This is a genomic window from Bradyrhizobium sp. AUGA SZCCT0169 (genome assembly GCF_018130085.1).
In the GTDB taxonomy this organism is placed as follows: Bacteria; Pseudomonadota; Alphaproteobacteria; order Rhizobiales; family Xanthobacteraceae; genus Bradyrhizobium.
Window position 1 is genome coordinate 19370 of sequence record NZ_JAFCMC010000052.1, and the last position, 24822, is coordinate 44191.

Annotated in this window: 17 protein-coding genes; 10 read left to right on the plus strand and 7 right to left on the minus strand. The window is 63.5% G+C overall.

The genetic code is table 11. The annotated features are described in order from the left end of the window. Positions 1–273: 273 nt before the first annotated feature. The 4 genes from JQ609_RS32910 (at position 274) to JQ609_RS32925 (ending at position 7604) form a co-directional block, all read left to right on the plus strand. Positions 274–1218: a DMT family transporter gene (locus JQ609_RS32910; protein WP_249119302.1), complete on the plus strand. Its 945-nt coding sequence runs from the start codon at positions 274–276 to the stop codon at positions 1216–1218. Positions 1219–1420: 202 nt separating this feature from the next. Next, on the plus strand, positions 1421–5080 hold the full coding sequence (locus JQ609_RS32915) for an autotransporter domain-containing protein (protein ID WP_312014927.1): 3660 nt from the start codon (positions 1421–1423) through the stop codon (positions 5078–5080). Between the two features lie 98 nt (positions 5081–5178). Further along, positions 5179–6261 (plus strand): zinc-binding dehydrogenase, encoded by a 1083-nt coding sequence (locus JQ609_RS32920; protein WP_212276776.1) that lies wholly within the window; start codon positions 5179–5181, stop codon positions 6259–6261. Positions 6262–6431: 170 nt separating this feature from the next. Next, on the plus strand, positions 6432–7604 hold the full coding sequence (locus tag JQ609_RS32925; RefSeq protein WP_212276777.1) for a fumarylacetoacetate hydrolase family protein: 1173 nt from the start codon (positions 6432–6434) through the stop codon (positions 7602–7604). 141 nt (positions 7605–7745) lie between these two features. Here the strand turns inward: JQ609_RS32925 and JQ609_RS32930 are convergent, their stop codons facing one another. Both JQ609_RS32930 and JQ609_RS32935 read right to left on the minus strand, forming a co-directional pair. Then, the gene (locus JQ609_RS32930; RefSeq protein ID WP_212208437.1) at positions 7746–7961 is read right to left on the minus strand and encodes a hypothetical protein; all 216 of its coding nucleotides are present in this window, start codon (positions 7959–7961) and stop codon (positions 7746–7748) included. A 193-nt stretch (positions 7962–8154) separates the two neighbouring features. Beyond that, positions 8155–10215 (minus strand): ATP-dependent helicase, encoded by a 2061-nt coding sequence (locus tag JQ609_RS32935; protein WP_212276778.1) that lies wholly within the window; start codon positions 10213–10215, stop codon positions 8155–8157. Between the two features lie 207 nt (positions 10216–10422). Here JQ609_RS32935 and JQ609_RS32940 point away from each other — a divergent pair, with 207 nt between their 5' ends. From JQ609_RS32940 to JQ609_RS32950, 3 genes are read left to right on the plus strand one after another with little or no spacing between them, the layout of a single operon-like run. Then, positions 10423–12456, plus strand: coding sequence for a VTT domain-containing protein (locus tag JQ609_RS32940; RefSeq protein ID WP_212276779.1), 2034 nt, complete (start codon positions 10423–10425; stop codon positions 12454–12456). Beyond that, positions 12453–13145, plus strand: a complete 693-nt coding sequence (locus JQ609_RS32945; protein ID WP_312014595.1) for an endonuclease/exonuclease/phosphatase family protein — start codon at positions 12453–12455, stop codon at positions 13143–13145. The genes JQ609_RS32940 and JQ609_RS32945 overlap by 4 nt, the downstream gene beginning before the upstream one ends. A gap of 35 nt (positions 13146–13180) precedes the next feature. Next, positions 13181–14023 (plus strand): GNAT family N-acetyltransferase, encoded by an 843-nt coding sequence (locus JQ609_RS32950; protein WP_212276780.1) that lies wholly within the window; start codon positions 13181–13183, stop codon positions 14021–14023. Between the two features lie 5 nt (positions 14024–14028). Here JQ609_RS32950 and fsrB read toward each other — a convergent pair whose 3' ends face one another. The 3 genes from fsrB to JQ609_RS32965 all read right to left on the minus strand — a co-directional run bounded on the left by fsrB (position 14029) and on the right by JQ609_RS32965 (position 18825). After that, positions 14029–15318, minus strand: coding sequence for a siderophore utilization protein FsrB (fsrB, locus tag JQ609_RS32955; RefSeq protein ID WP_212276781.1), 1290 nt, complete (start codon positions 15316–15318; stop codon positions 14029–14031). A gap of 25 nt (positions 15319–15343) precedes the next feature. After that, the gene (locus tag JQ609_RS32960; protein ID WP_212276786.1) at positions 15344–17332 is read right to left on the minus strand and encodes a TonB-dependent siderophore receptor; all 1989 of its coding nucleotides are present in this window, start codon (positions 17330–17332) and stop codon (positions 15344–15346) included. 539 nt (positions 17333–17871) lie between these two features. Next, positions 17872–18825, minus strand: a complete 954-nt coding sequence (locus JQ609_RS32965; RefSeq protein WP_212208431.1) for a cyclase family protein — start codon at positions 18823–18825, stop codon at positions 17872–17874. 231 nt (positions 18826–19056) lie between these two features. Here JQ609_RS32965 and JQ609_RS32970 point away from each other — a divergent pair, with 231 nt between their 5' ends. Then, positions 19057–19335, plus strand: coding sequence for a hypothetical protein (locus tag JQ609_RS32970; protein ID WP_212276782.1), 279 nt, complete (start codon positions 19057–19059; stop codon positions 19333–19335). A 46-nt stretch (positions 19336–19381) separates the two neighbouring features. Here JQ609_RS32970 and JQ609_RS32975 read toward each other — a convergent pair whose 3' ends face one another. Next, positions 19382–19726 carry a hypothetical protein gene (locus JQ609_RS32975; RefSeq protein ID WP_212276783.1) on the minus strand — a complete coding sequence of 115 codons (345 nt, stop codon included), beginning with the start codon at positions 19724–19726 and terminating at the stop codon, positions 19382–19384. Positions 19727–19911: 185 nt separating this feature from the next. Beyond that, positions 19912–22122 (minus strand): tetratricopeptide repeat protein, encoded by a 2211-nt coding sequence (locus tag JQ609_RS32980; protein ID WP_212276784.1) that lies wholly within the window; start codon positions 22120–22122, stop codon positions 19912–19914. Between the two features lie 272 nt (positions 22123–22394). Here JQ609_RS32980 and msrA point away from each other — a divergent pair, with 272 nt between their 5' ends. Beyond that, complete coding sequence (gene msrA, locus JQ609_RS32985) at positions 22395–22934, plus strand: peptide-methionine (S)-S-oxide reductase MsrA (protein WP_212215241.1); 540 nt, start codon at positions 22395–22397, stop codon at positions 22932–22934. Continuing rightward, positions 22931–24571: an acetolactate synthase large subunit gene (locus tag JQ609_RS32990; protein ID WP_212276785.1), complete on the plus strand. Its 1641-nt coding sequence runs from the start codon at positions 22931–22933 to the stop codon at positions 24569–24571. The genes msrA and JQ609_RS32990 overlap by 4 nt, the downstream gene beginning before the upstream one ends. Positions 24572–24822: the final 251 nt, after the last annotated feature.

Below are 24822 nucleotides of genomic sequence, written 5' to 3' on the forward strand. Positions count from 1 at the left end.
TCGAAGGATGAATCGGCCACCGACGGGCCGTCACCCTTCGAGGCGCGCAAGAGCGCGCACCTCAGGACGACGGATTGCGACGCTTTGGCAGATGACGGTTCTTAACAAAGTGTTGCAATCGCGCCCTCAGCGCATATCCGCATCCCGTTATCGGACCTTGTTGTTCCGCCTCAGATAGCGTTTTTTAGAGCCTCGCCCGATTCGATCATTATTGCTTTCGAGATTGCCGTGACACCGCCCCCCGCCGCAGCCGCCAGGCTGGACAGCGCGCCATTGCCGTTGCCCGAGAAGAAGTACTTCACTCCCAAAGCGCCCGCTCGTGCCGATCGTCCGTTCAAGGGCATCGCGCTGATCCTGGCGTCGACGGTCTTCCTCGGCGTCTCTGACGTGACGGCCAAATATCTGTCCGCGACGCTGCCCTCGATCGAGATCGCCTGGATCCGCTTCGTGGTGTTCGCCATGATCATGACGCCGGCGATGCTGCCGGGCTCGCCGCTGTTTGCGTTGCAGACCAGGCGGCCCGGCCTGCATTTGATGCGCGGCCTCACCGTGCTGGCCTCGTCGCTGTTCTTCATCTCCGGCCTGCGGTTTCTCCCGATCGCGGAAGCCTCCGCCACCGGCTTCGTCGCGCCGCTGCTCGTTACCGCGCTGTCGATCGTGTTCCTGAGCGAGAAGGTCGGCCTGCGCCGCTGGATCGCGACCGGCGTCGGCCTGATCGGCGTCATTATCATCCTGCGGCCGGGCACCGGTGCGTTTCATCCCGCGGCGTTCTTTCCGCTGGTCTCGGCGCTGGCCTGGGCCTGCACGCTGATCATGACGCGGATGATGAGCGGCACCGAGCGCGCCATCACCGTGATGACCTATTCGTCGATCGCGGGCGTCTGCATCCTCAGCGCATTGGTGCCGTTCGTCTGGGTGACGCCGACCTGGCACGACATCGCCTTCGGCATCTTCATCGGCGTCGCCTCGACCGCGGGACAGTGGATCGTGGTGCTGGCGTTCCGTTACGCCGATGCCTCGGTGCTGGCGCCGTTCTCCTATACGCAATTGCTCTGGGTCAGCATCCTCGGCTTCCTGATCTTCGGCGAAGTCCCGGACGTCTACACCGTGACCGGTGCCTGCTTCATCGTCGCCAGTGGCCTCTACACAGCCCATCGCGAACGGGTGCGGCGGTCGCAGCTGCTGACGGTCGCGGCCGAGTCGTCGCCGAACGCCTGAGCGGGTCCCGGCCGACGACCTTGCGCTGAATGAGAGGAGCCGCCCTCCAAGCGTTGCCCGGGTACCACAGGTGCCCCGGAAAACGCCCATTTTCCGGTGTCAAAACAAGGGATTCCCGGCAAACCGTAATTGTACGGTGGAACCCATGCTAGGTTGTGCCCGGACAGCGCCGCAGAGCGCTGGGGGGTACTGGGGTTTGGGCGTGGTTTTTAAGTCGGCATCGGGCGTGGAAAAACGGCTGCGGCAGCGCGTGGCCGGGCTGCTGTTTGGCATTGGCCTGGCGTTCGCGGCGGTGCCGGCGGCACAAGCGCAGTCCGTCTGGGGCGGCACCGGCAGCACGACCGTTACGAGCGACTACAGCCTCGGCACCAACTGGTCCAATCCGCCGGCCGGTGCGCCGCCGATCCTTCCGACACAGGCGGCCGTTTTCGGTTCGACGGGATCAGCGACGATAACCATCGGTGCCGGTCCGATGTTGCCGGACTCCTGGACCTTCAACGCCAATTCGCTTTCGTTCACGATCAGCGGGAACCCGGTTGCCTTCAGCCTGTCAGGGCCAACCGGCGGCCTTATCAACAGCGCCAACACCGGCCAAACCATTACCATCTCCGCCAACGTCACTGATGGTATCGGTGGCCCCATCATGGTGCAGCAAACCGGCAACAGCACATTGGTGCTTGCGGGCACCAATGGCTATTCCGGCGGGACGGTGATTTCAGCCGGAACGGTGCAAGTAACGAACGCGGATTCGGTCGGCAGCGGCACGATCACGCTGAGCGGCGGTACCTTCCAGATGCAGTCGCCGACGGTCGTGAGCGTTGCTTTCACCAACAACATCGCCGTCAGCGCCGCCGGCGGCACGGTCGACGCGAACGGCGCCGAGGTCAATCTTCAGGGCGTGATCGCTGATGGCGTCGGCGCCGGCGTTTTGCGTTTGATCGACTCGACCGGCTCCGCGACAGCCAACGTTCAGCTATCGGGCACCAATACCTACACCGGCGGGACGCTGGTGGTTGGGACCACGGTGCTGGTCACCAATTCCTCTTCGGTCGGCACCGGAACGGTGACGCTCGACAATGCCGCATTCAAAGCCGACGGCGCCGGCGACATCACCTTCACCAATAATTTCAGGATCAATAACTCCGGCGCAGGCGCTACGATCGACGCCAACGGCATCATACTGACCATTGCCGGCAACATCTCCGACGGCGTCGGCGCGGGCAAGCTGACGGTGGACAGTGCGGGCGGTGGCACCGTCGTCCTGCTCGGCAACAACACCTATACCGGCGGCACGGAAATCTGCAATTGCGTGGCATTGCAGCTCGGCGATGCGACGCATACGGCGTCGCTCGTTGGCGATATCACCAACTTCGGGCGTCTCGATGTCGTCAACGCCAACACGTCCGGCATCACTTCGCTGACCAATGACGGCGGCGCGGCGAATTTTCTCAATGCGACCTCCGCCGGTAGCATGACCATCAACAACATCAATGGCGGCCAGCTCACCTTTGGCGTTTTCGGCGGTACCGATACCGCCACCGCGGGTAGTGCAACCATCATCAACGATGGCGGCAGCGCGGTCGGCTTCTTCGCCAACACCAACGCCGGCACCGCGAAGATCACCAATCAGAACGCGGCCCAGCTGGTTTTCGTCGACCGGGCCTCGGCCGGGTTCGCGACCATCACCAACGACAATTTCGGCACGACGGCGTTCGGCCAGGCCTTCGGAACGGATACTGCGAGCGCCGGCAGCGCCACGATCACCAACAATAATTTGGGGTTGACCGAGTTCAACGCATCGTCCACCGCCGCCAACGCCACCATCACCACCAACAATGGCGGCGCTACCGGCTTCTTCGACAACAGCACCGCCGGCAACGCCAAAATCATCACCAATGACGGCGGCACCACCAGCTTCTTCGACAACGCCAACGGCGGCACCGCGCAGTTCATCACCAACGGCACCGGCTCTGTCGAATTCGGCGGCAGCGCTGGTCCGAACGGTGATGGGCGCATCACGGTGGGCTCGCTTGCCGGTTCCGGCAATTACTATATTGGCGGCGGCAATACCCTGGTCGTTGGTGGCAACAACCTCTCCACCGAGGTGACCGGCGTGATTGCCGATGATTGCGGCTGCTTCCCGGGTCCCGGCTCGCTGGAGAAGGTCGGTACCGGCAACCTGATCCTGTCCGGCATCAACAACTACACCGGTAGCACGACGGTGAACGGCGGCACGCTCACGGTCAACGGTTCGATCGTCGCGTCGAGCGGCGTGACCGTCAACGCCGGCGGCACGCTCGCCGGCAACGGCATCGTCGGCAACACCACCATCAACGGCGGCGCGCTGGCGCCCGGTAACTCGATCGGCCTGCTCACCGTGCAGGGCAGTCTCGTATTTACCGCGGCGGCCAGTTACATGGTGGAAGTTTCACCCACCACGGCCGACCGCACCAATGTGACGGGCATTGCGACGCTCGGCGGCGCCACGGTCAATGTGAGCTTCGAACCCGGAAACTACGTTGCCAGGCAATACACCATTCTCAATGCCGCAAGCATCAGCGGCACGTTCAATCCGGTGGTTGGGACCACGGCCCCGAATTTCAAGACCAGCCTGAGCTACGACGCCAACAATGTTTATCTCAACCTCGCGCTCAGTTTCACCAATGGTCTCACGCCGAACCAGCAGAACGTCGCCAACGCGTTGACGAATGCCTTCAATTCCGGCGGCGGCGTTCCGGTCGCGGTCGGCTCCCTGACGCCCGCAGGCCTGACGCAGATCTCGGGCGAGCTCGCGACCGGCTCGCAGCAGTCGACCTTCGATGCGATGAACATCTTCCTCGGTCTGTTGACCGATCCCTTCATCGCCGGCCGCAACGGCGGCGCCAGCGTCGGCGGCGGCGCGACGCCGTATTCCGAGGAGAGCGGTTCATATGCCTATGCCGCGAAGAACAAGGGCACGGTGCGCGACGCCTTCGCCAAATTCCCGACCAAGGCCGATGTCGCGCGCAACGATTTGTTCGATCAGCGCTGGAGCGTGTGGGGCTCGGCCTTTGGCGGCGGCAGCAACAGCGACGGCAACGCCAATGTGGGATCGAACAACGCCGCGGTGCGCGCGTTCGGTCTCGCCGGCGGCGCGGACTACCGGATCTCGCCGTCGACGCTGGTGGGCTTCGCGCTGTCCGGCGGCGGCACCAATTTCAACGTCAATGGCTCGGGCTACGGGCGGTCGGACCTGTTCCAGGCCGGCGCCTTCGTGCGCCATAATGTCGGTGCAGCCTATGTCACCGCCGCGGCGGTCTATGGCTGGCAGGACGTCACCACGGACCGCACCGTCACCGTGGCCGGCGTCGACCGCCTGCGCGCCGAGTTCAACGCCAACGCCTGGTCCGGACGCGTCGAGGGTGGCTACCGCTACGTCACGCCTTGGATGGGCATCACGCCCTATGCCGCCGGCCAGTTCACCACCTATCAATTGCCGGCCTATGCCGAACAGGTGGTGTCGGGTTCGAATGCCTTTGCGCTGAACTATGCGGCAAAGGATGTCACCACTGGGCGCAGCGAACTTGGCGTCCGGCTCGACCGCTCCTTTGCGATGCAGAACGCGGTCCTCACGCTGCGCGGCCGCGCCGCCTGGGCGCATAATTTCAACACCGATCGCAGCATCACGGCGCTGTTCCAGTCGGTGCCCGGCGCCACCTTCCTCGTCAGCGGTGCGGCGCAGGCGCCGAACACCGCGCTGACCACGGCCTCCGCCGAAATGAAATGGCTGAACGGCTGGTCCGCCGCCGCCACCTTCGAGGGTGAGTTCTCCGACATCACCCGCTCCTATGCCGGCAAGGGCGCCATCCGCTACAGCTGGTGACGCCGTCTTCCGGGGTGAACCTCCGCGTGTTTTCGTTCTTTCCTTCCGCAGCCAGCTGTGGGAGAGGAAAAGATAACGAATAACAGGAGAGAACGCCGATGCGGGCTGCAATCTTCCGGAACGGTGAGATCGTCGTCGACCAGATGCCGGAGCCCAAGCCGGGCCCGGGCATGGTGCTGGTCAAATCACTGGCCTGCGGCATTTGCGGCTCCGACCTGCACGCGCGCAAGCACGCCCACCGCATGGTCGAACTTGCAAAACATTTTCCCGGCCGCAAGCCGATGGACCTTTCGCGTGACGTCGTGTTCGGCCACGAATTCTGCTGCGAAATTCTCGACTACGGCCCGGGCACCACGCGAAAGCTCAAGGCCGGCACCAGGGTATGTTCGCTGCCGGCGCTGCTGACCGCGGAAGGCCCGCAGGGCATTGGCTATTCCAACGACAATGTCGGCGCCTATGCCGAGCGCATGCTGCTCAGCGAAGCGCTGCTGCTCGAAGTCCCGAACGGCTTGGCGGCCGAGCATGCGGCGCTGACCGAGCCGCTGGCGGTCGGCGTTCACGCGGTTGCGAAAGCCAATATCAAAGGCGGCGAAGTGCCGCTGGTGATCGGCTGCGGCCCGGTCGGGCTTGCCGTGATCGCCGCCCTCAAGATCAGGGGATTGCACCCGATCGTAGCGGCGGATTATTCGCCGGCGCGCCGGGCGCTCGCTGAAAAACTCGGCGCCGATATCGTCGTCGACCCTGCGCGCACGCAGCCTTATACGACCTGGGCCGAACACGCCGCGATGTCGCCGGAGGAGAAGGCCGCGCGGCCGCCGCTGCAGGCCCTGTTGCCGGCGCTGAAGCCCGCGCTGATCTTCGAATGCGTCGGCATCCCCGGCGTGATCCAGCAGGTGTTCGAAGGCGCGCCGCGCGATGCGCGCATCGTCGTGGTCGGCGTCTGCATGGAGACCGACCGCTCCGAGCCGATGCTCGGCATCCTCAAGGAGCTCAACGTCCAATATGTGCTCGGCTACACACCCGATGAATTCGCCTATTCCCTGCGCCTGATCGCGGAAGGCGAGGTCGATGCGGCCTCGCTGGTGACCGCAAGCGTCGGCATCGACGGCGTCGCGCAGGCGTTCGCAGATTTGGCCAATCCGGAGCGGCACACCAAGATCATCGTGGAGCCGTGGCGGTAGTTTCCGTCGTCCCGGCCTTGAGCTCAGATGTGCAATTGCACATCGGGGGACCCATACGCCGCAGCGGAAATTGTTGAGCAGACTGGGCGACGACTTTTTCAACAACAGATGACCGGGATTATGGGTCCCGGCGTTCGCCGGGACGACGAATAGATAGAGGGAGCCAGGAAATGATCACACTGACCGCAAGAGACGTCCTGCCGGAAGACGGCGCTGATGGCACGCTGGTGGGGCGGGTCTGGATGCCCGATCTCGCAGGCCCGGCCGTGGTCGCCGTCCGCAACGACGGCGTCTTCGACGTCAGTGCACGGTTCTCCACCGTCAGTGCGCTGTGCGACGAGGCCAACCCCGCGGAGGCGCTGCGCGGCACCGCGGGGACGCGGATCGGTGACCTCGAAAGCATCGTCGCCAACACGCCGCCCGATCGGCGTGACCGGGCAAAGCCCTGGCTGCTGGCGCCGCTTGACCTGCAGGTCCTGAAAGCCGCGGGCGTCACGTTCGCGATCTCGATGCTGGAGCGCGTGATCGAGGAGCGGGCGCGCGGAAATCCGGCCTCGGCGGACGCAATCCGCAAGGAAGTGGTTCGGCTGGTTGGCGACGACCTTTCAAAACTCAAGCCCGGCTCAGGCGAAGCGATGAAGCTGAAGGCGGTGCTGATCGAGCAGAACGCCTGGAGCCAGTACCTGGAAGTCGGCATCGGTCCCGACGCCGAAGTGTTCACCAAGGCGCCGACGATGTCTTCCGTCGGCACCGGCATGGACGCCGGCCTGCATCCGAAATCGACCTGGAACAATCCGGAGCCGGAAGTCGTGCTTGTGGTGTCGAGCCGCGGCACGATCGTCGGCGCGATGCTCGGCAACGACGTCAATCTGCGCGACTTCGAAGGGCGCTCGGCGCTGCTGTTGTCGAAGGCCAAGGACAACAACGCCTCCTGCGCGGTCGGCCCGCTGCTGCGGCTGTTCGACAACGGTTTTTCGCTCGATGACGTCAGAAAAATGGATGTCGGGCTGACCGTGAAGGGACAGGACGGTTTTGTCCTCGACGGCCATTCCTCGATCAGCAAGATCAGCCGCGACCCCACCGACCTTGTCGCGCAAACCATCGGGCCCGTGCATCAATACCCTGATGGTTTTGCGCTGTTCCTCGGCACGATGTTCGCACCCGTGAAAGACCGCGATGCACCGGGCGAGGGCTTTACCCACAAGCGCGACGACATCGTCACGATCTCCGCGCCCCAGCTAGGCAAGCTTGTCAACCGCATGCGCACCAGCGACGAATGCGAGCCCTGGACCTTTGGCATCGGCGAATTGATGCGAAATCTGGCGAAGCGGAAGGTGCTGTAGCGTTGCTTCGTATGGTGGGTTAGCGACTTGTCCGCCGTAGCTCGAAGAGCGAAGGCGGAAAGCGTAACCCACCTCTTTTGTTGCCACGTTCAGGGTGGGTTACGGCTTCGCCTAACCCACCCTACGATCTGACGCTTCTGGTTACGGCATCACGAGCGTAATCACGCCGTCCTCGATCACTCCGTCTTTGATGCCGTCGCGCGCCATCGATTCGATGACGGGCCATTTCTCGCGGAACAGAACCGACGCTTCCTGCATGCTTGGCGCGTCGACCTTGACGCAACAGGCCCGACGTTCACCGTCATTCGCTATCTGAAAGAAGAAATTGTAGCCACCCGGTTCCCCATCGCCATTCATCCGATTTCGTTCATGTCGCATTCAGTTGTCCCCTGATTTGCGTCGATCGCGGACCAGTTGCGTTTTCAATTTGGATTTTCGTGCGGCGCGATTGTGTCGCCGGAAATTTTCGCCGCACCTGTTGCAAACATAAGACAATTGGAACCAGCGCAGCTCCGCGAACTGCTCATCTCATCGGCAGATGCCCAGCGGACTAGCGCCACATCCCGCGCATGCGTGCACCGACATCAATGCGCGGACCATTGCTCGCGGGCCGATCGCCTCCCGCCACCGCGAGCGGCCAAATCGTCTTGTCGAACAGGGCGAGCAGGCGATCGGGAATGAAACGGGTTCTCGACGCATAGACGTGGCGGTCGCCCTTCGCGTGCTGCCCGTGCGTGAAGAAACGCTGCGGGACGACAAGATGCAGATCGTCCTTGGCCCGGGTCATGGCGACGTAAAGCAGCCGTCGTTCTTCTTCGATCTCAGCCGTCGTTCCGGTACCGAGGTCGGAGGGCATGCAGCCGTCGACCACATTGAGCACGTACACCGATTTCCACTCCTGGCCCTTGGCGGAGTGGATCGTCGACAGGATCAAATAGTCCTCGTCGAGCAGGGGAACGCCGGCCTGGTCGCTGGTGGCGTCTGGCGGATCGAGCGTCAGTTCGGTGAGGAAGCGTTCACGGGACGCATATCCGCTCGCGATTTGTTCAAGCTGGACGAGGTCGGCGCGGCGGGTTTCGGCATCCTCGTGAATGCGGTCGAGGTGCGGCTCGTACCACGAACGGGCGCGTTCGAGATCGGCCGGCCAGTTTGAATGACGCAGGTCCGCAATGGCGGAAGTGAATGTTTTCCAGTCCTCGCCGGCGCGCGGCGGGATCGGCGCCTGCGCAAGGGATGCAATCGGATCGGGATCGCCAGCCATGTGATCAAGCACGCGCTGCGCCGAGGCGGGGCCGACGCCCGGGATCAGGTGCATCAGGCGGAAGCCGGCCACACGGTCGCGCGGGTTCTCGACAAAGCGCAGCAACGCCAGCATGTCCTTGACGTGGGCGGCGTCGAGGAATTTCAAACCGCCAAATTTGACGAACGGGATGTTGCGCCGGGTCAACTCGACTTCCAGCGGACCGCTATGGCTGGATGTCCGGAACAGGACGGCTTGCTCCTTCAGCCGCGCGCCGGACTCCCGGTTCTCCAGGACGCGTTCCACGATGCAACGCGCCTGGTCGGCTTCGTCGCGCACCGTGACGAGTTGAGGTCTCGTGCCCGAACTCCGGTCGGTCCATAGATTCTTGGTGAAGCGCTCGCGTGCCAGATCGATGACGCCGTTGGCTGCGGCCAGAATGGCCTGTGTCGACCGATAGTTGCGGTCAAGCGTGATGATGCTGGCCGGTGGCGAGAATTGCGTGGGGAAGTCGAGGATGTTGCGCACGGTCGCAGCGCGGAATGAATAGATCGCCTGCGCATCGTCGCCGACGACCGTGAGGCCGTGGCCGCCGGGCTTGAGTGCCAACAGAATGGACGACTGCAGACGGTTGGTGTCCTGATATTCGTCGACCAGGACGTGGTCGAAGCGGCCGCCGATATCGTCGGCGATTTCAGGCTCGTTCATGGTCTGCGCCCAGTAGAGCAGGAGATCGTCATAATCCAGCACGTTCTGGCGCTGCTTGGCCTCGACATAGCCGGCGAACAGCTCTTTCAGTTCGGCGGCCCACCCTGCGCACCAGGGGAACGATGCCCCCAAAACCTGCTCGATCGGCGCTTCGGCGTTGACGCATCGCGAGTAGATCGCAAGACACGTACCCTTGGTCGGGAAACGGTTTTCGGTCTTGGAGAAGCCGAGATCATGCCGGACCAGATTCATGAGGTCGGCGGAGTCTTCGCGGTCGTGGATCGTGAAGGCGGGGTTGAGGCCGATCTGATCGGAGTATTCACGAAGCAGACGCGCGCCGATGCCGTGGAAGGTGCCCGCCCAGGCCAGGGCATCGGTCATGATGCCGGCGTTGTCACCCATCACCTTCCGCGCGATCCGTTCAACGCGCCTGGTCATTTCGGACGCGGCGCGGCGTGAAAACGTCATCAGAAGAATGCGGCGGGGGTCGGCGCCGCCGACGATCAGATGGGCCACGCGATGCGCAAGCGTGTTGGTCTTGCCGGATCCGGCTCCGGCAATCACCAGCAAGGGCGCGAAGGGGCCCGGTCCGATCGCGCCATGCTCGACCGCACGGCGCTGTTCCGGATTGAGATTGTCGAGATAGGCAGCGGCAATTGACACGAATGGTTCGTCCCCAGGAGCGAATCAACGGTCACTGATTCTCGCTTTGTTCGCAATGATCCCTCGCCACGGCGAGCAAAGGAACTCAGCCAGTTCCCGGGCGTTTGAATGGGATATGTACTCGTTCCGCAGAGGTGACAACTGCTTCAACGTGCATCGATTCTCGTCCCTGGCCAGACCATCTGGAAAAAGGGCGAAGCAAGCCGGGTGGCGGTGCTGAACGACGCGGCCGAATATTTCGCGGCCCTGCGGGACGTGCTGCTCCGTGCGGAGCGGCAGGTCTATATCGTCGGCTGGGACATGCACAGCGAGACCGACCTGGTGGGGCCGTCAGGCCGGGCCGAAGATGGCTTGCCGGTCAGGCTCGGCGCCTTCCTGAAGGCCTTGCTGCAGAGCAAGCCGGCGCTGCGCATCAACATCCTGACCTGGGACTTCGCGGCGCTATATGCCTCGGAGCGCGAATGGAATTCCGCCAAAAAATTCACTTCCGGATGTGACGGCCGGCTTTGCTTCTGCCTGGATGCCTGTCTGCCGCTGGGCTCCGCCCAGCATCAGAAGATCGTCGTGGTCGACAATGCGATCGCCTTCGTCGGCGGCCTCGACCTCACGATCCGCAGGTGGGACACCAGCGAGCACTGTCTCGATCATCCGTTGCGCCGCGATCCCGACGGCAAGCCTTACCCGCCATTCCACGATGTCCAGTGCATGGTCGAGGGATCGGCGGCTGCCGCGCTCGGCGAAATCGCAGTGGCGAGGTGGACGGCGGCCGGCTGCACCAGCGAACCTTTGCTGCCCGTCGCAGGCGACCATTGGCCGGCATCCGTACCGGCGCAGGCGCGGGCGATTACGGCCGGCATCGCGAGAACCGAACCGAAAACCGAGACCTGCGAGGAAATAGATGAGGTCGCCCGGTTGTTCGAGGCCTCGATCAACGCGGCGAACCGCTTCATCTATATCGAGAACCAGTTCACCAGCGCGAACGAGATCGCGCGTTCGCTGGCGCGGCGGATGGTGGACGTTCCCGCGCTGCGTGTTCTCATCGTGACTCCGAAGGGACATTCGTCTTGGTTCGAATCCCAGGCGATGCAAGGCGGCCGCGGAGGCTTTCTCGATCCGTTCGTTGCCGCCGGCGTCACCGATCGTCTTCGTATCCTCTATCCGTCGGTCGCCGATGAGAACTCATCCGCGGCGGTGATGGTGCACAGCAAGGTCATGATCGTCGACGACGGCTTTCTCCGCGTCGGCTCCGCCAACATCAACAACCGCTCGATGGGGGCGGATACCGAATGCGACCTGGCGTTCGAGGCGACGTCCGAACGTCACCGCGATTTCATCCGCCGCCTGCGGCGCCGGTTGATCGGGCACTTTTGCGGGCTTGAAGAAGCTGTGATCGCTGATAACGAGGACGACCTGTTCGGATTTATCGAACGCCATGCGGCGAGTGGCGCGGGCAGGGCGCTGGTGCCGATCGATTTTGAACATGCGCCGGCGCTGATCGGCATCGTGCAGCCGATCGCGGATCCCAGGCATCCGCTCAACCTTCAGCGCACCGCACGGCGGATGTGGAACGGGCGTACCGTGATGGCGGCGGCCGGCACTGCGGTCGCGCTGGCGGGGCTGGCCCTTGCCTGGCGCTATACGCCGCTGAGCAGCTACACCGATCTCGGATACGTAGCCTCGCTGATTTCGCAGCACGCGCAGTCGGCATTCGCACCGCTGTATGCGGTTGCGCTGTTTGTGCTGGGCGGGCTGGTGGTATTTCCGGTGATCGTCCTGATTGCCGCGACGGCGGCGGCGCTGGGGCCCTGGATCGGTGCCCTCAGCGCCACCGTCGGGGTCCTCTTGAGCTCACTGCTGTTGTTCATGATTGGCCGTCTCATGGGTCACAAACGCCTTCAGGCGGTGCTCGGTGCCCGCGCCTTGCGCGTACAGAAACGCGTCGCCGGCCGGGGTGTTGTCGCGGTGGCGATGATCCGGATGGTCCCGATCGCTCCATTTACGCTGGTCAACCTTCTGGCCGGCGCGAGCCAGCTCCGATTGAGCGACTTTCTGATCGGAACCCTGCTTGGAATGGCGCCGGGCATCATTATGATGGCCGCGCTGGGCGCGCAGATCGCGGACTTCGCCAGGAATGCCTCATGGTCGAACATCGTGCCGCTCGGCCTGACCATCGTGCTGTGGATCGCGGTTTGTCTCGCGGTCCAGTTCCTGGTGACCTGGCTGAGCGGTCGGCGCACGTGACGGGTACGCTGCGCGTCATGACATGGAACGTGCACGGCACGTTCAATCTCAATCCCGATTTCGACCTTGAAGGCGTCTGTTCGGTCATCGAGAGATGGTCGCCTGACGTCGTCGCGCTGCAGGAGGTCGACTCGCGCGGACGTTCCGACGATGTTTTCGGACGGCTGGCGGACGCCGTCGGCGAGCACCGTGTGGAGGCCCGCTCGATCGTCGCGCAGGACGGTCACTATGGCCAGACCCTGCTGAGCCAATGGCCCTTCGCCTGCGAACCCACAGTGACGGACGTCTCCTATCAGGAGAGGGAACCGCGCCGGGCGATCTCTGCGCGCATCCTTACGCCGATTGGCGAAGTGACTGTGGTGGCGACCCATCTTGGCCTCTCGATGCACGAGCGCTATGCGCAGGCGCAGGCGCTCGCCGCGCTGGTGAATGCGCCCCGGACCATCGTCCTCGGCGACTTCAACGACTGGTTCTGGTTCAAGTCGGTGCGCCGGGCGCTGGCGGCGCGGTGTCCGGTTCGAACCCGCCTGCGGACGTTTCCGTCCCGGCTTCCCATCCTGCGTCTCGACCGCATCTACGCCACGCCGAGCGGGACGATCGTGAACGCTTGGACCGATGACAAGGCGAGGAGTTGCTCAGATCATCTGCCTGTTATTGCGGACATCGCGTTTTCGCATGATAATTTGTGATATCGGTTGACTATCCATCCGAGCGATCGCCCGCCATGAATGATTTGCGCATCCGGCCGATGCAGCCCGACGAAATCTCGATAGCCGTCGATTGGGCGGCGGCCGAAGGCTGGAACCCGGGCATTGCCGACGACGCGTGCTTCGCAACCGTCGATCCCCAGGGCTTCCTCATCGGCGAGCTCGATGGCGCGCCGGCCGCGACCGTCTCCTGCGTCAATTACAGCGATCATTTTTCCTTCCTCGGTTTCTATATCGTGCGTGCGGATCTGCGCGGCCGCGGCTACGGTCTGCGGATATGGAACGCGGCCATCGCGCATGCGGGATCGCGCGTGATCGGGCTCGACGGCGTGGTGGCGCAGCAGCAAAACTATCGGCGGTCCGGCTTCGAACTGGCCTATGCCAATGTCCGTTACGGCGGCACCGTCGCTGCCCCTCCTGTGCGACAGGCGGGTATGGTCGCGCTCGCCGAAATCCCGATGGCGGCCGTGGAGGCCTACGATGCGACCGTGTTTCCGGCGCCGCGCCCCGCGTTCCTGCGCGCCTGGATCAGTTCGCCCGGGCATAGCGGCCGCGCGCTGCTGCGCGATGGCGCGCTTGCCGGATGGGGCGTGATCCGTCCATGCCGGCAGGGCCACAAGATCGGCCCGCTGGTCGCCGACGACCGCGCCACGGCCGAGGCGATTCTGTCGGCTTTGCTGGCCGATATGGGCGGCGGCGAGGTCTTCCTCGACGTGCCCGCCATCAACCGCGACGCCGTCGCGTTGGCGCAGGATCTGGGGCTCACGCCGGTGTTCGAGACGGCGCGAATGTATACCGGCGCGATTCCGCCGTTGCGGCTGGACCGGGTGTTCGGCGTCACGACCTTTGAGCTCGGGTAGCCGCGCTATTCCGCGGGTGCGAGCTGTCCGCCAGGGCGTGATGTTGCGGTCTGGCGCACCCGGACGCGGGCACGGCGCTTGCGCCACCAGATCACGACGCCGGTCACCGACAGCGCCGCAACCACCAGCCCCATGATCGAGATCAGGATGCGGCCGGGCAGCCCGACGATACGGCCGGAATGCAGCGGGAATTGCGCCTGCACGAAGATGTCGGCGGCGGTGCCGACCCACGGCAGTCGCGCGCCGATCGGCCGTCCGTCCTCGCTGTCGTAATAAAGCTGCGCCGGGCCGACGCCGCCGGTGCCATGATCGTCGCCGGGATGGAAGAAGGCCGCGGCATATACGCCGTGCGCCGGGCCATAATTGATCGAGCCGACCGGCGTGGTCCATCCGCGGCTCTTGCCGTCGGCGGCCGCCCGCGCGGCGATGTCGGCAAAGCTGACCCTGGGTTCGATAGGATCGTCGAGATGCCGGTAAGGACGCTGCTCATAGGGCGTCGGGGTGTAGTCCGACACCGTCTTCATCAACGGCGAGAACACCTCGAAATACAGGTTGAGCGAGAACGCCGTGAAGGCGATCACGAACAGCAGCGCCCAGGTCCACAGGCTGAAGGCGCGGTGGAGGTCGAAATTGATCCGGTAAGCGCTGCCCGAGGTCTTGACCTTCCAGGCCGGCGCCCAGCGCGCCCAGAAGCCGCGGCCGAGCTCGCGCTCGACGGCAGGGGCGCGGCCCACCCGGGCGCGGCGACGCGACGGCAGCGTCAGATAGAAACCGACGAAGCAATCGATGGTCCAGATGATGGCGATGACGCCGAGCACGCGCATGCCCCAGCGGTCGCTGCCCCAGAACTCCGGAATGTGCATGGTGTAGTGCAGCTTGTAGAGGAACGAGACGAAGTTCTCGCGCGTCACCGGCCACACCGCGCCCCAGTAGCGCCGCCCGAGCTCCGCGCCGGTGTTGGGATCGAGGAAGATCTGATTGTAATCGAGGCTGAATCGCGTGCCGGTGGCGGGATCGATCCGCGGCAGCACGAAGAACCACAGCGAGTGGTCCTTTTCCGGCGTCATGAACATGTGGATGACGCGCGCGCGGGGATCGCGCTGCTCGATCAGCTTGACGAGATCGACGGAGGGTATCGCCGGACCGCTGCTGGTCACGTCGAACAGATGCTTGTTGAGCGCGTCGTCGATCTCGTGATCCCACGAGATGATCGCGCCGGTAATGCCCGAGAAAAACAGAAAGCCGGCGGTGAGAAGGCCGGCCCAGCGATGCAGTCGCCCGAAGATCGCTCTCATGGCGTTCGCCCGTGTAGAGGTTGCCTCACCATCGATAGGTCACCTTGCCGATCGCCTTGCGCCCCTCCGCGTAGAAGCATCCCGACAGGCTGTAGCAGGCGGCGACATAGCGCGTGTCGGCGAGATTGGTGACGTTCAGCGACAGGCGCCAATTGTCCTTGTTATAGGCGAGCAGCGCATCCAGCACGGTGGCTGCTTCGACCTTGAAGGTGTTGGCGTCATTGCCCCAGGTCGCGCCGACATAGCGGACGCCGCCGCCGAACTGGACCCCGGCAAGCGGCCCGCTCCGCAGCGTGTAGTCGCTCCACAGCGAGGTGCGGTTGAGCGGCACCGTGGGGGGCGCCTTGCCGACATTGACCGGGTCCTGCGTGATCACGGCGTCGACATAGGCGTAGGCGGCGCGCAGGTTCCAGCCATCGGCCAGCGATACCGTGCCTTCGAGCTCGATGCCGCGCGACTTTACCTGGCCGGTCTGTTCAGCGGTATAGAGCGGTGGCGGGTATGTAACGACGTTGGAGCGCGTCAGGTCGAACGCCGCGAACGTGAACAGGGCGTTCAGGCCGACCGGCTGGTATTTTACGCCGACCTCATACTGAACGCCGGTCTCGGGGTTGAGCAACTGGCCCGCCGCGTTGGTCGCCAGCACCGGCAGGAAAGATTCCGAATAGCTGATATATGGCGCGATGCCGTTGTCGAAATTGTACATGACGGCTGCGCGGCCGGTGAACGCCGAGGCGTCGGTCGTGGCCGAGGTGTTGAACAGACCGCTGTCGACCTTCGTGGTGACGAAATCCTGGCGGCCGCCGAGCTGGAACGAGAGCCGGCCGAGCCTGATCTGGTCCTGCGCGTAGAGCCCGACCTGCGATTGCTTGATGCCGGTGTTGTCGCTCATGGCCCCGATGGTCCAGTCGTAGCTGTAGACCGGGGAGAACACGTTGATCTCGGGGGCCGAGGTCGTCACGCCATAGGCGGTGTCGCGGAACGAGGTGTTGCGGTAGTCTATGCCAACCAGCGTGGTGTGGCTGAGGAAGCCGGTGGTGAACTTGCCCTGCAGTTGATTGTCGACCGCGAAGGAATTGATGTACGAGTTGCTCGTGCTGCCGTAGCGCGCGAGCAGACCTGCGGCCTCGTTGGTGTAGCCGCCGCCATAGAACACTTTTTCTTCGTTGTGCTGGTAGGCGTAGCGCAGATTCTGCCGGAAGGTGACGGCGTCGTTGAAGTCGTGCGAGAGCTGGTAGCCGGCGGTCGCAATCTCGGTGTTGAAGGCGTCGAAGCTGGGTACGCCTGCGAAAAACGAGACCGGAATGGTGCGGCCGTTATTGGGCCACACCGTGCCCGAGGCCGGCAGGAACTGCAGTCCCCATCCGGCCCGGTCCCTCTGATAGTTGGCCAGGAAGGTGATGGTCGTGTCCTCGTTCGGCTTGAAGGTGACTGCCGGCGCGATGAAGACGCGGTTGTCCTTGGTGAAGTCGACCTGGGTCTCGCCATCGCGAACGACGCCGGTCAGCCGCCACAGCACGGTGCCTTCCTTGTTGGCGGGTCCGCCCATGTCGAACTGGCCCTGATAGCGGTTGAAGCTGCCGCCCGAGATCGAGGCTTCGCCGAACTGCTGCGCGGTCGGCAGCTTGGTCACGTAGTTGAGGATACCGCCGGTGCCGCTACCGCCATACATCGCCGACGACGGCCCCTTGAGGACCTCCAGCCGCTCGGCGCCGTATGGATCGAGACCGTTGAAATGCACGTAATTGCTGGACGGCACCCGCAGACCGTCGATGTAGAGGCCCGGCATGGTCATGTCGAAGCCGCGAATCTGCAGGCCGCCGAAGCGCGTGTCGGAGCCGCCGTTGACATCGCCGCTGACGCCGGCTGTGTAGCGCAACGCCTCGCCGATCGACACCGCGCCCTGGTTTCTGACCTGGTCGGTGGTGACGACGGAAATGGATTGCGGGGTTTCGATGAGCGGCGTGTCGGTCTTGGTCGCGGTGGCGGAGCGGGTCGCGACGAAGCCCTGCACCGGACCATTGGCGCGCTCGCCGGCGCCGGGACCCGATGGGATCGCAGCCGGCGCCGCTTGCGGCGCGCGGGCGGCGCGATTGGCGCGCGCGCCACGCGCGGTTGCCGCGCGGCGGGACGGTTGGGCCGCGGCCGGGCGCGCCCGCTGCTGCGGCGATTCCACTGTGATTGGCGGCAGTGACGACTGCGCCAGCGCGGCGCCCGTCGGCAGGGCGAGGGCAAATCCGCTGACTGCCCCGAGGCAGATCATCCGTGTCAGTTGAAGTCGGGTGGCGAAAGGCGAGTGGAACTCTTTTGGTATCACGCTGCGATGTATCCTGAAGCCTGCCGGCTTGGCCGGTACGATTTTTTTGAGGCTTCGCTCTAACGCAGGCACCTTCGCAACGCGATGGGTGGTTACTAGAATTGCTCCAGATTGAAAACTTCCATTTATGGATGGTCGCGCGACGTCCGCTCTGCTTCCAGAGCGGACATCCACGGCGCCCGGGCGTGATCGCGGCTTCCGATCGTCGAAGCCCCGGGTTCTTCGAACAGCCGCCGTTATCTCACCGCGACCGGCGACACTGTCGAGCCCGAGCCGCCCTGAATCTTGAGCGGCTGCATCACGAAGGCGAATTCCCCGACGCCCTTTTGCGCGAGTTCGTCGAGTTTCATGTTCTCCAGCAGGTGGATGCCGTTCACCACGAGCGCGAGCTGGTGCACCGGCAGCGACAATTGCTTGTCGGGGTTGGGCGCGACCTCGACCGGCCAGTTGTCGGCGCCGAGCAGCATCGGGTCTTTCGCAGCAAGCCAGAGCGCGGCCGGCACGCCGATGCCCGGGCAGGATTTCACGTAGCGCGGATTGTCCTTGCCGTAGAGCTTGCCCCAGCCGGTGTGGATGACCACCGCGTCGCCAGGCTGCAGCGTCAGGTTCTGCTTCTTCAGCGCGCCCTCGAGATCCTCCACGGTGATTTCGTAATTGTCACCCAGCATCTCGACGCCCTTGAATCCCGCGACGTCGATCAGGACGCCGCGCGTGAACAACGTGCCGACATTATGGATGCCGAACTTCTTGAAGCCGGTGCGATCGACATTCTCGTCGACCTTCTGGCAATTGTACCAGCTGTTGAGATGGGTCTGGTGCGCAAAACCGTCGAACTGCGTGCCGACCTGGCCGAGTTCGGTGATGATGATCTCTTCGTTCGAGCCGCGCATGTTGGAGAACTGGTTCATGAAGGTGCGCTTGGTGTGCACGTCGAAGCGCCGTGTCCCGAAGAACGCCATGCTGGGACCGAGCACGTGCGCGAGCTCGATGACCTCGCCGCTCTTGATCAGCTTCGCGGCGTTCATCACGGCTGCGGGTTTCTGGTGATTGGCCGAACCGCGCTCGTCGGCCGCGCCCCATTTCGATGGGCAACGCTGGCTTTCCGCCGGAACGGTCCAGCTTGGCGCCTGCGCATAGGCGGCGGCGGAAAACGCAAGCGTGATCGCCGCACCCAAAGTGAATGCTTTCATCCCTGTTCCTCCCAAGAGCGGGTGCTCTGGAAAACGGCACCCCAGGATTGAGTATGCGGGTCCCGTCCAGCCGGTTCAAGGCATGACAACGTGCCTGAGACGATGTGCCATCCGGGCGAGGTAATCCATGATGCCCAAGCAGACCATGCACCGCAGCAAACAACATGGTGCTGCTTCCGGCGAAAAACACGCTAGATTGAAGTCGCCACGTGCTCGCGATTCGGAGGAGCCATGTCAACACAGCGCCGGCGAGGCTTGCAGGGTGCGGGTCCAGCGAAGCGACCAACCGTCGATAAATATCCTGCCCGGCAATTTCCGGTTCAACATGGAATTCAGAAATTGGAAGAAGAACTGAACGCCTTCAACGACCGGATCGCAGAACTGGAAGATGAAGGTCACCGCGGCCATGCGATGAACGTGTTGAAGGAAAATGCGATAGATCTTGCGCGACGGATCGACGAACTTCGCAGCTTGCTCGTCGAACCCACAAAGAGAGGCCGGTCTCCGTAGGCTGCTCCAGGCGATGCCCTCGGGCTCAGCCTCTGATGCCTCAGGCTCAGTCTCTAAGAGCTTTCTCGTGAGCTTTTAGCGCGGCCGCCATCAGCTTCGGCAGGCTCCTGGCATAGGATTCGATGAATGCCGCATCGCCGCACGCCTGGGGGGCGCGGGCGGCCTGCTCGGCGATGCGCGCGGCCTTTGCCTCGCACTTCGCGAAGATGTGCCAAAACCATTCCGGCTTTTTGGCCATCGCTTGCTTATGCCTCTTGAGGACTGCGGCCCCAACGGCGCTCATCGCACTTACCGCGCCCGCGCTCAGGGTACTGAGGGCTTGCGCGCTGATGATATCTTCGCGCGCTTGCGCGGGTCCGGTGGCTGCGGTTGCTCGAGCTTTGGTCGGCATGATCGGCTCCTGATGCGCCCCATCTCGATCATCTGCCCGCGAAGTTGAGGAACACTCAATTTAAATAGGTTGCGAACCGTTCTGGATTTCGCTCCGTTTTATGTATCTTTTTAGATTTTGCGATGGCTCTGCTTCAAAGCAGTGCAGGCGCAAGGCACGTTTCGATTCTTGCGCCGCCAGGCGCCTCATTTTTCCAGCCCACGGGCGATCTTGCCCCTGATCCTCTTCGCGTCGGCTGGATCGGGCTTGAGCGACAACGCCTGCTCCCAGGATTTGCGCGCCTCGTCCTGGCGTCCCGTCCGCCACTGCACATCGCCGAGATGGTCTCTTATCTCGCTGTTGTCGAGCTCAAGAGTGGCCGCGCGCTCCAGGACCTTGAGCGCCTCCGGGTAGTCGCCGAGGCGGTAGTGCGCCCAGCCGAGACTGTCGAGCATGTTGCCGTCATCCGGCCTGAGCTTGACGGCCTTCTCGAGCAGCGCCAGGCCCTCCCTGAGCTTGAGATTCCGATCGACCCAGTTATAGCCGAGTTGATTGAGCACGTCGGGTTGATCGGGGTCGAGCTCCATCGCCTTGAGAAAATCCGCCTCCGCCTGCGGCCATTTGCCGAGGCGCTCAAAGCTCACGCCGCGATAAAGCCACCAGGTCCAGTGCGCCTTCTCCGGCTTGCCGGCCAGTTCGATCACCTTGCCGTAATCCCTGGCGGCGCGATCGAAATCGTTTCTGCGGCGCCAGGCATCGCCGCGACCGCTATATGCCCGCATATTTTTCGGATCGAGGCGGATCGCCTCGCTGAAATCCTTGATGGCGCGGTCGTTGTCGCTCTTGCTGGCGTAGACGCTGCCGCGATTGGCATAGGCCGCCGCATCCTTCGGCCTGAGGCGGATCGCCTCGTCGTACTCCTTGATGGCGCGTTCAGAATCGCCCTTGGCGACGAAAACAGCGGCGCGATTGAAATAGGCAGCCACATATGTCGGATCGTGGCGGATCGCCTCGCTGTAGTCAGCGATGGCGCGGTCGTTGTCGCCCTTCTCCCGGTGGATATTGCCGCGATTGTAAAAGGCAATCACATATTTCGGATCGAGGCGGATGGCCTCGTCGAAATCCTTGATGGCGCGGTCGTTATCGCGCTTGTTGGAGTAGACGACGCCGCGGTTGTAATAGGCCTTCGCATCCTTCGGATCGAGACTGATCGCCTCGTCGAAGTCCTTGATGGCGGGGTCGTAATCGCCCTTGTAGGAGTTGACAGACCCGCGATTGAAATAAGCAGCCGCATATTTCGGGTCGATGCGGATCGCCTCGCTGTAATCCTTGATGGCGCGGTCGTTATCGCCCTTGTCCTTGTGGGCATTGCCGCGATTGAAGTAGGCAACCACAAATTTCGGGTCGAGGCGGATGGCTTCGTCGAAATCCCTGATGGCGCGGTCGTGATCGCCCTTCTCGGAATAGGCGTGTCCGCGATCGTTATAGTCGTCGGCATTCTTTGGTATCAGCGCCGTTTGCCCTCTCGGCCGCAGCCGTGCCGCCTCGTCGAAATCCTTCCTGGCCCGGGCAGGGTCTCTCTTGCTTTCATAGGCCCGCCCGCGGATCTCATAGGCTAGCGCATATTTCGGATCGAGGCGGATCGCCTCGTCGTACTCCTTGATGGCGCGGTCGTAGTCGCCTTTGAAGAAGTAGGCGCCGCCACGATGCAAATGGGCGCTCGCATCTTTCGGATTGAGGCGGATCGCCTCGCTGTAATCCTTGATGGCGCGGTCGTGATCGCGCTTGCTGGTGTAGGCAAGCCCGCGATTGAAATAGGCCTCCGCAAAATTCGGATCGAGACGGATCGCCTCGTCGTGATCCCTGATGGCGCGGTCGTGGTCGCCCTTGCCGGAGTAGGCATTGCCGCGATTGCTATAGGCATCCGCCAATTTCGGATCGAGGCGGATCGCCTCGTCGTGATCCCTGATGGCACGGTCGTTGTCGCCCTTGCCGTGGTAGGCCTTGCCGCGACCGGTATAAGCAAGCGCATATTTCGGATTGAGGCGGATCGCCTCGTCCAGGTCCTTGATGGCGCGGTCGTAATCGCCCTTCAAGAAGTACGAACGGCCGCGGGCGTTATAGGCACGTTCCAATTTCGGATCGAGGCGGATCGCCTCGTCGTAATCCTTGATGGAGCGGTCGTTATCAACAGTGCCGTAGGCATAGCCGCGATTGACATAGGCGTTGGCGCGGCTCGTCTCGCTCTCTGCCGCGCCGCGCGCCAACACTTGCGTGCATCCGGCGATCTTGCGTTCCTGGTCGGCGATTTGACCGCAATCCTCCCACGCCTTGTCCGCCGCGCGGGCCGGCGGCGGGAGCAGGGGCAGGAACGCCAGAGCCAGGATGAGGGCTAAGAAACGGCAACGCCGGAACATCACGTACTCCATCCAAAGCGCGCAAGGGGGAGGCGGCGCGGCGCATATTGTCGTCACGGCGTGGATCGCCCCCGGGCATGGCCAGCAAAGCCTGCGATGAGAATGAGCCCGCTTGGTAAGTCTGACCGACGTCTCCTTCGGTTCAAAAGCTGACCTGGCTCGAACGGCCGCTTCCGGCGCAAGGCAGCCGCTCGTTGCTGTTTGCAATTTGGCATCGTTCGGCCGCATTATGCGCGCTTGATGGCTTGCGGGGAACCGAAGGGAGGACCGACATGACGGTTTCGACGGAACGCGCAGTCCTTGCCGGTGGCTGCTTCTGGGGCATGCAGGATTTGATCCGCCGCTACCCCGGCGTGATTTCGACGCGGGTGGGCTACACCGGCGGCGAGGTGCCGAACGCGACCTATCGCAACCACGGCAATCACGCCGAAGGCATCGAGATCATCTTCGATCCGAAAGTGATCAGCTATCGCAAGCTGCTGGAGTTCTTCTTCCAGATTCACGATCCGTCAACCCTGAATCGCCAGGGCAACGATCTGGGCCCGAGCTACCGGTCGGCCATCTTCTATACCAATGATGAGCAGAAGCGGGTCGCAGAAGACACCATCGCCGACGTCGATGCCTCAGGTCTTTGGCCGGGCAAGGTCGTCACCGAGGTGGCGCCCGTCGGTCCGTTCTGGGAGGCGGAGCCCGAGCATCAGGATTATCTGGAGAAATATCCTGACGGGTACACCTGCCACTTCATCCGGCCGGACTGGACGCTGCCGCACCGGGCGGAGAAAGCGGAGCCAGGGGTGAGGGGAGCCGCGTGACCAAAGCCTCCGATCTCCTGGTCGCGGCCCTCGAAAACGAGGGCGTCGAATACATCTTCGCCATTCCCGGCGAGGAGAATCTCGACGTGCTGGACTCGCTGCGGCGCTCGAAGATCAAGCTCGTGCTGACGCGGCACGAGCAGGCCGCCGGCTTCATGGCGGCCACCTATGGGCGGCTCACCGGACGGGCGGGCGTCTGCCTGACGACGCTCGGTCCCGGCGCGCTCAACCTGACGACATCTGCGGCCTGCGCCCATCTCGGCGCGATGCCGATGGTGATGCTGACAGGACAAAAGGCGATCCGGAGCAGCCGTCAGGCGCGCTTCCAGATCGTCGACATCGTCGCGACCATGCGGCCGCTGACCAAGATGGCGACCCAGATCGTGTCAGCGCAGAGTATTCCGACCCTGGTTCGCGATGCCTTCCGCGTGGCGCAGCAGGAACGACCGGGCCCGGTGCATCTCGAACTGCCCGAGGACATCGCGGCCGATGAAGCCACAGCCGATATGATTCCCCCGCACACCGTCGAGCTGCCGGTGGCGCCAGCGGCAGCCATCGATCGCGCCGCCGCCATGATCATGGCCGCCAAAAAGCCGCTCGTGATGCTGGGCGCCGCGGCAAGCCGCCCGCAACTTGCCGAGCCGCTGTCGGCGTTCGTGCGGCGGTGCAAGATTCCGTTCTTCAACACCCAGATGGGCAAGGGCGCCGTCAATGCCGGCTCCAACCTCTATATGGGCACGGCCGCGTTGTCGGAACGCGATTGGGTGCACGAGGCCATCGACCAGGCCGACCTGATCATTTCGATCGGCCATGACACCGTCGAGAAGCCTCCGTTCCTGATGGGTCATGACGGTCCGCAGGTGATCCATGTCGGCGTCACGCCGGCGACGGTGGAGCAGGTCTACTTCCCGCAGGCCGAGATCGTCGGCGACGTCGGCGCGGGCCTTGCCGCGCTCGCCGATCGCCTCGAAGGCAAGCTCCCCAATGGTCAGGCATTGCTAAGTTTGCGCGATGGGATTCTGGCCCATCTCGCCGAGCGTTCGACCGAGGACCGGTTTCCGCTGACGCCGCAGCGCATCGTGCACGACGTCCGCGCCGTCATTCCGCCGGACGGCATCGTTGCCCTCGACAACGGCATGTACAAGATCTGGTTCGCGCGCAACTATCGCACCAGCGTCGCCAACACGCTGCTGCTCGACAACGCACTGGCGACCATGGGGGCGGGGCTGCCTTCGGCGATCGCGGCGGCGCTGCTTTATCCCAAGCGGCGCGTGCTGGCGGTCTGCGGCGACGGCGGCTTCATGATGAATTCGCAGGAGCTGGAAACGGCGGTGCGGCTCAAGCTGAACCTCGTCGTGCTGATACTGGAGGATCGCGCCTACGGCATGATCCGCTGGAAACAGGAAGTCGACAAATTTCCCGACTTCGGCCTCGAGTTCGGCAACCCTGATTTCGTCGCCTATGCCAAATCATACGGCGCCAAGGGCGCGCGCGTCGGCAAGGTCTCGGAGCTCTCGACGATGCTGGAGGGAGCTTTCAGCGAAGGCGGCGTGCATCTCGTCGTGGCGCCCGTCGACTACAGCGAGAACATGCGCGTGCTCGTCGACGAGTTGCACTCGGTAGCCCAGGCCGGCTGAAAGCGCGTTTCTGGCGCCAAGCGGCCAATCCGCGGTTGGCGATCGCCGGCAGTTCCGCAAGTGCGACAAAACAACCCGACGGGCAAACCACTTCTGATTTGCGGAAGTTGTGTCAAGTCCCGAAATGAAAAATATTTCTGTTTACCAGAAGGTAAATCAGGTGCATATCTTTGGCCATCCCGTCCTACTCAGAAGGGCGTCGGCCGTCGTCACGGACGTTGGGCGGGTTGCGGTGGACGCTTGTTTACGCT

Excerpts from the sequence above, each read along its gene's own strand:
- JQ609_RS32920 (WP_212276776.1), top strand. The coding sequence starts at position 5,179 with ATGCGGGCTGCAATCTTCCGGAACGGTGAGATCGTCGTCGACCAGATG.
- JQ609_RS32925 (WP_212276777.1), top strand. The coding sequence starts at position 6,432 with ATGATCACACTGACCGCAAGAGACGTCCTGCCGGAAGACGGCGCTGAT.
- JQ609_RS32930 (WP_212208437.1), bottom strand. The coding sequence starts at position 7,961 with ATGAATGGCGATGGGGAACCGGGTGGCTACAATTTCTTCTTTCAGATA.
- JQ609_RS32950 (WP_212276780.1), top strand. The coding sequence starts at position 13,181 with ATGAATGATTTGCGCATCCGGCCGATGCAGCCCGACGAAATCTCGATA.
- fsrB (WP_212276781.1), bottom strand. The coding sequence starts at position 15,318 with ATGAGAGCGATCTTCGGGCGACTGCATCGCTGGGCCGGCCTTCTCACC.
- JQ609_RS32965 (WP_212208431.1), bottom strand. The coding sequence starts at position 18,825 with ATGAAAGCATTCACTTTGGGTGCGGCGATCACGCTTGCGTTTTCCGCC.
- JQ609_RS32970 (WP_212276782.1), top strand. The coding sequence starts at position 19,057 with ATGTCAACACAGCGCCGGCGAGGCTTGCAGGGTGCGGGTCCAGCGAAG.
- JQ609_RS32975 (WP_212276783.1), bottom strand. The coding sequence starts at position 19,726 with ATGCCGACCAAAGCTCGAGCAACCGCAGCCACCGGACCCGCGCAAGCG.
- JQ609_RS32980 (WP_212276784.1), bottom strand. The coding sequence starts at position 22,122 with ATGTTCCGGCGTTGCCGTTTCTTAGCCCTCATCCTGGCTCTGGCGTTC.
- msrA (WP_212215241.1), top strand. The coding sequence starts at position 22,395 with ATGACGGTTTCGACGGAACGCGCAGTCCTTGCCGGTGGCTGCTTCTGG.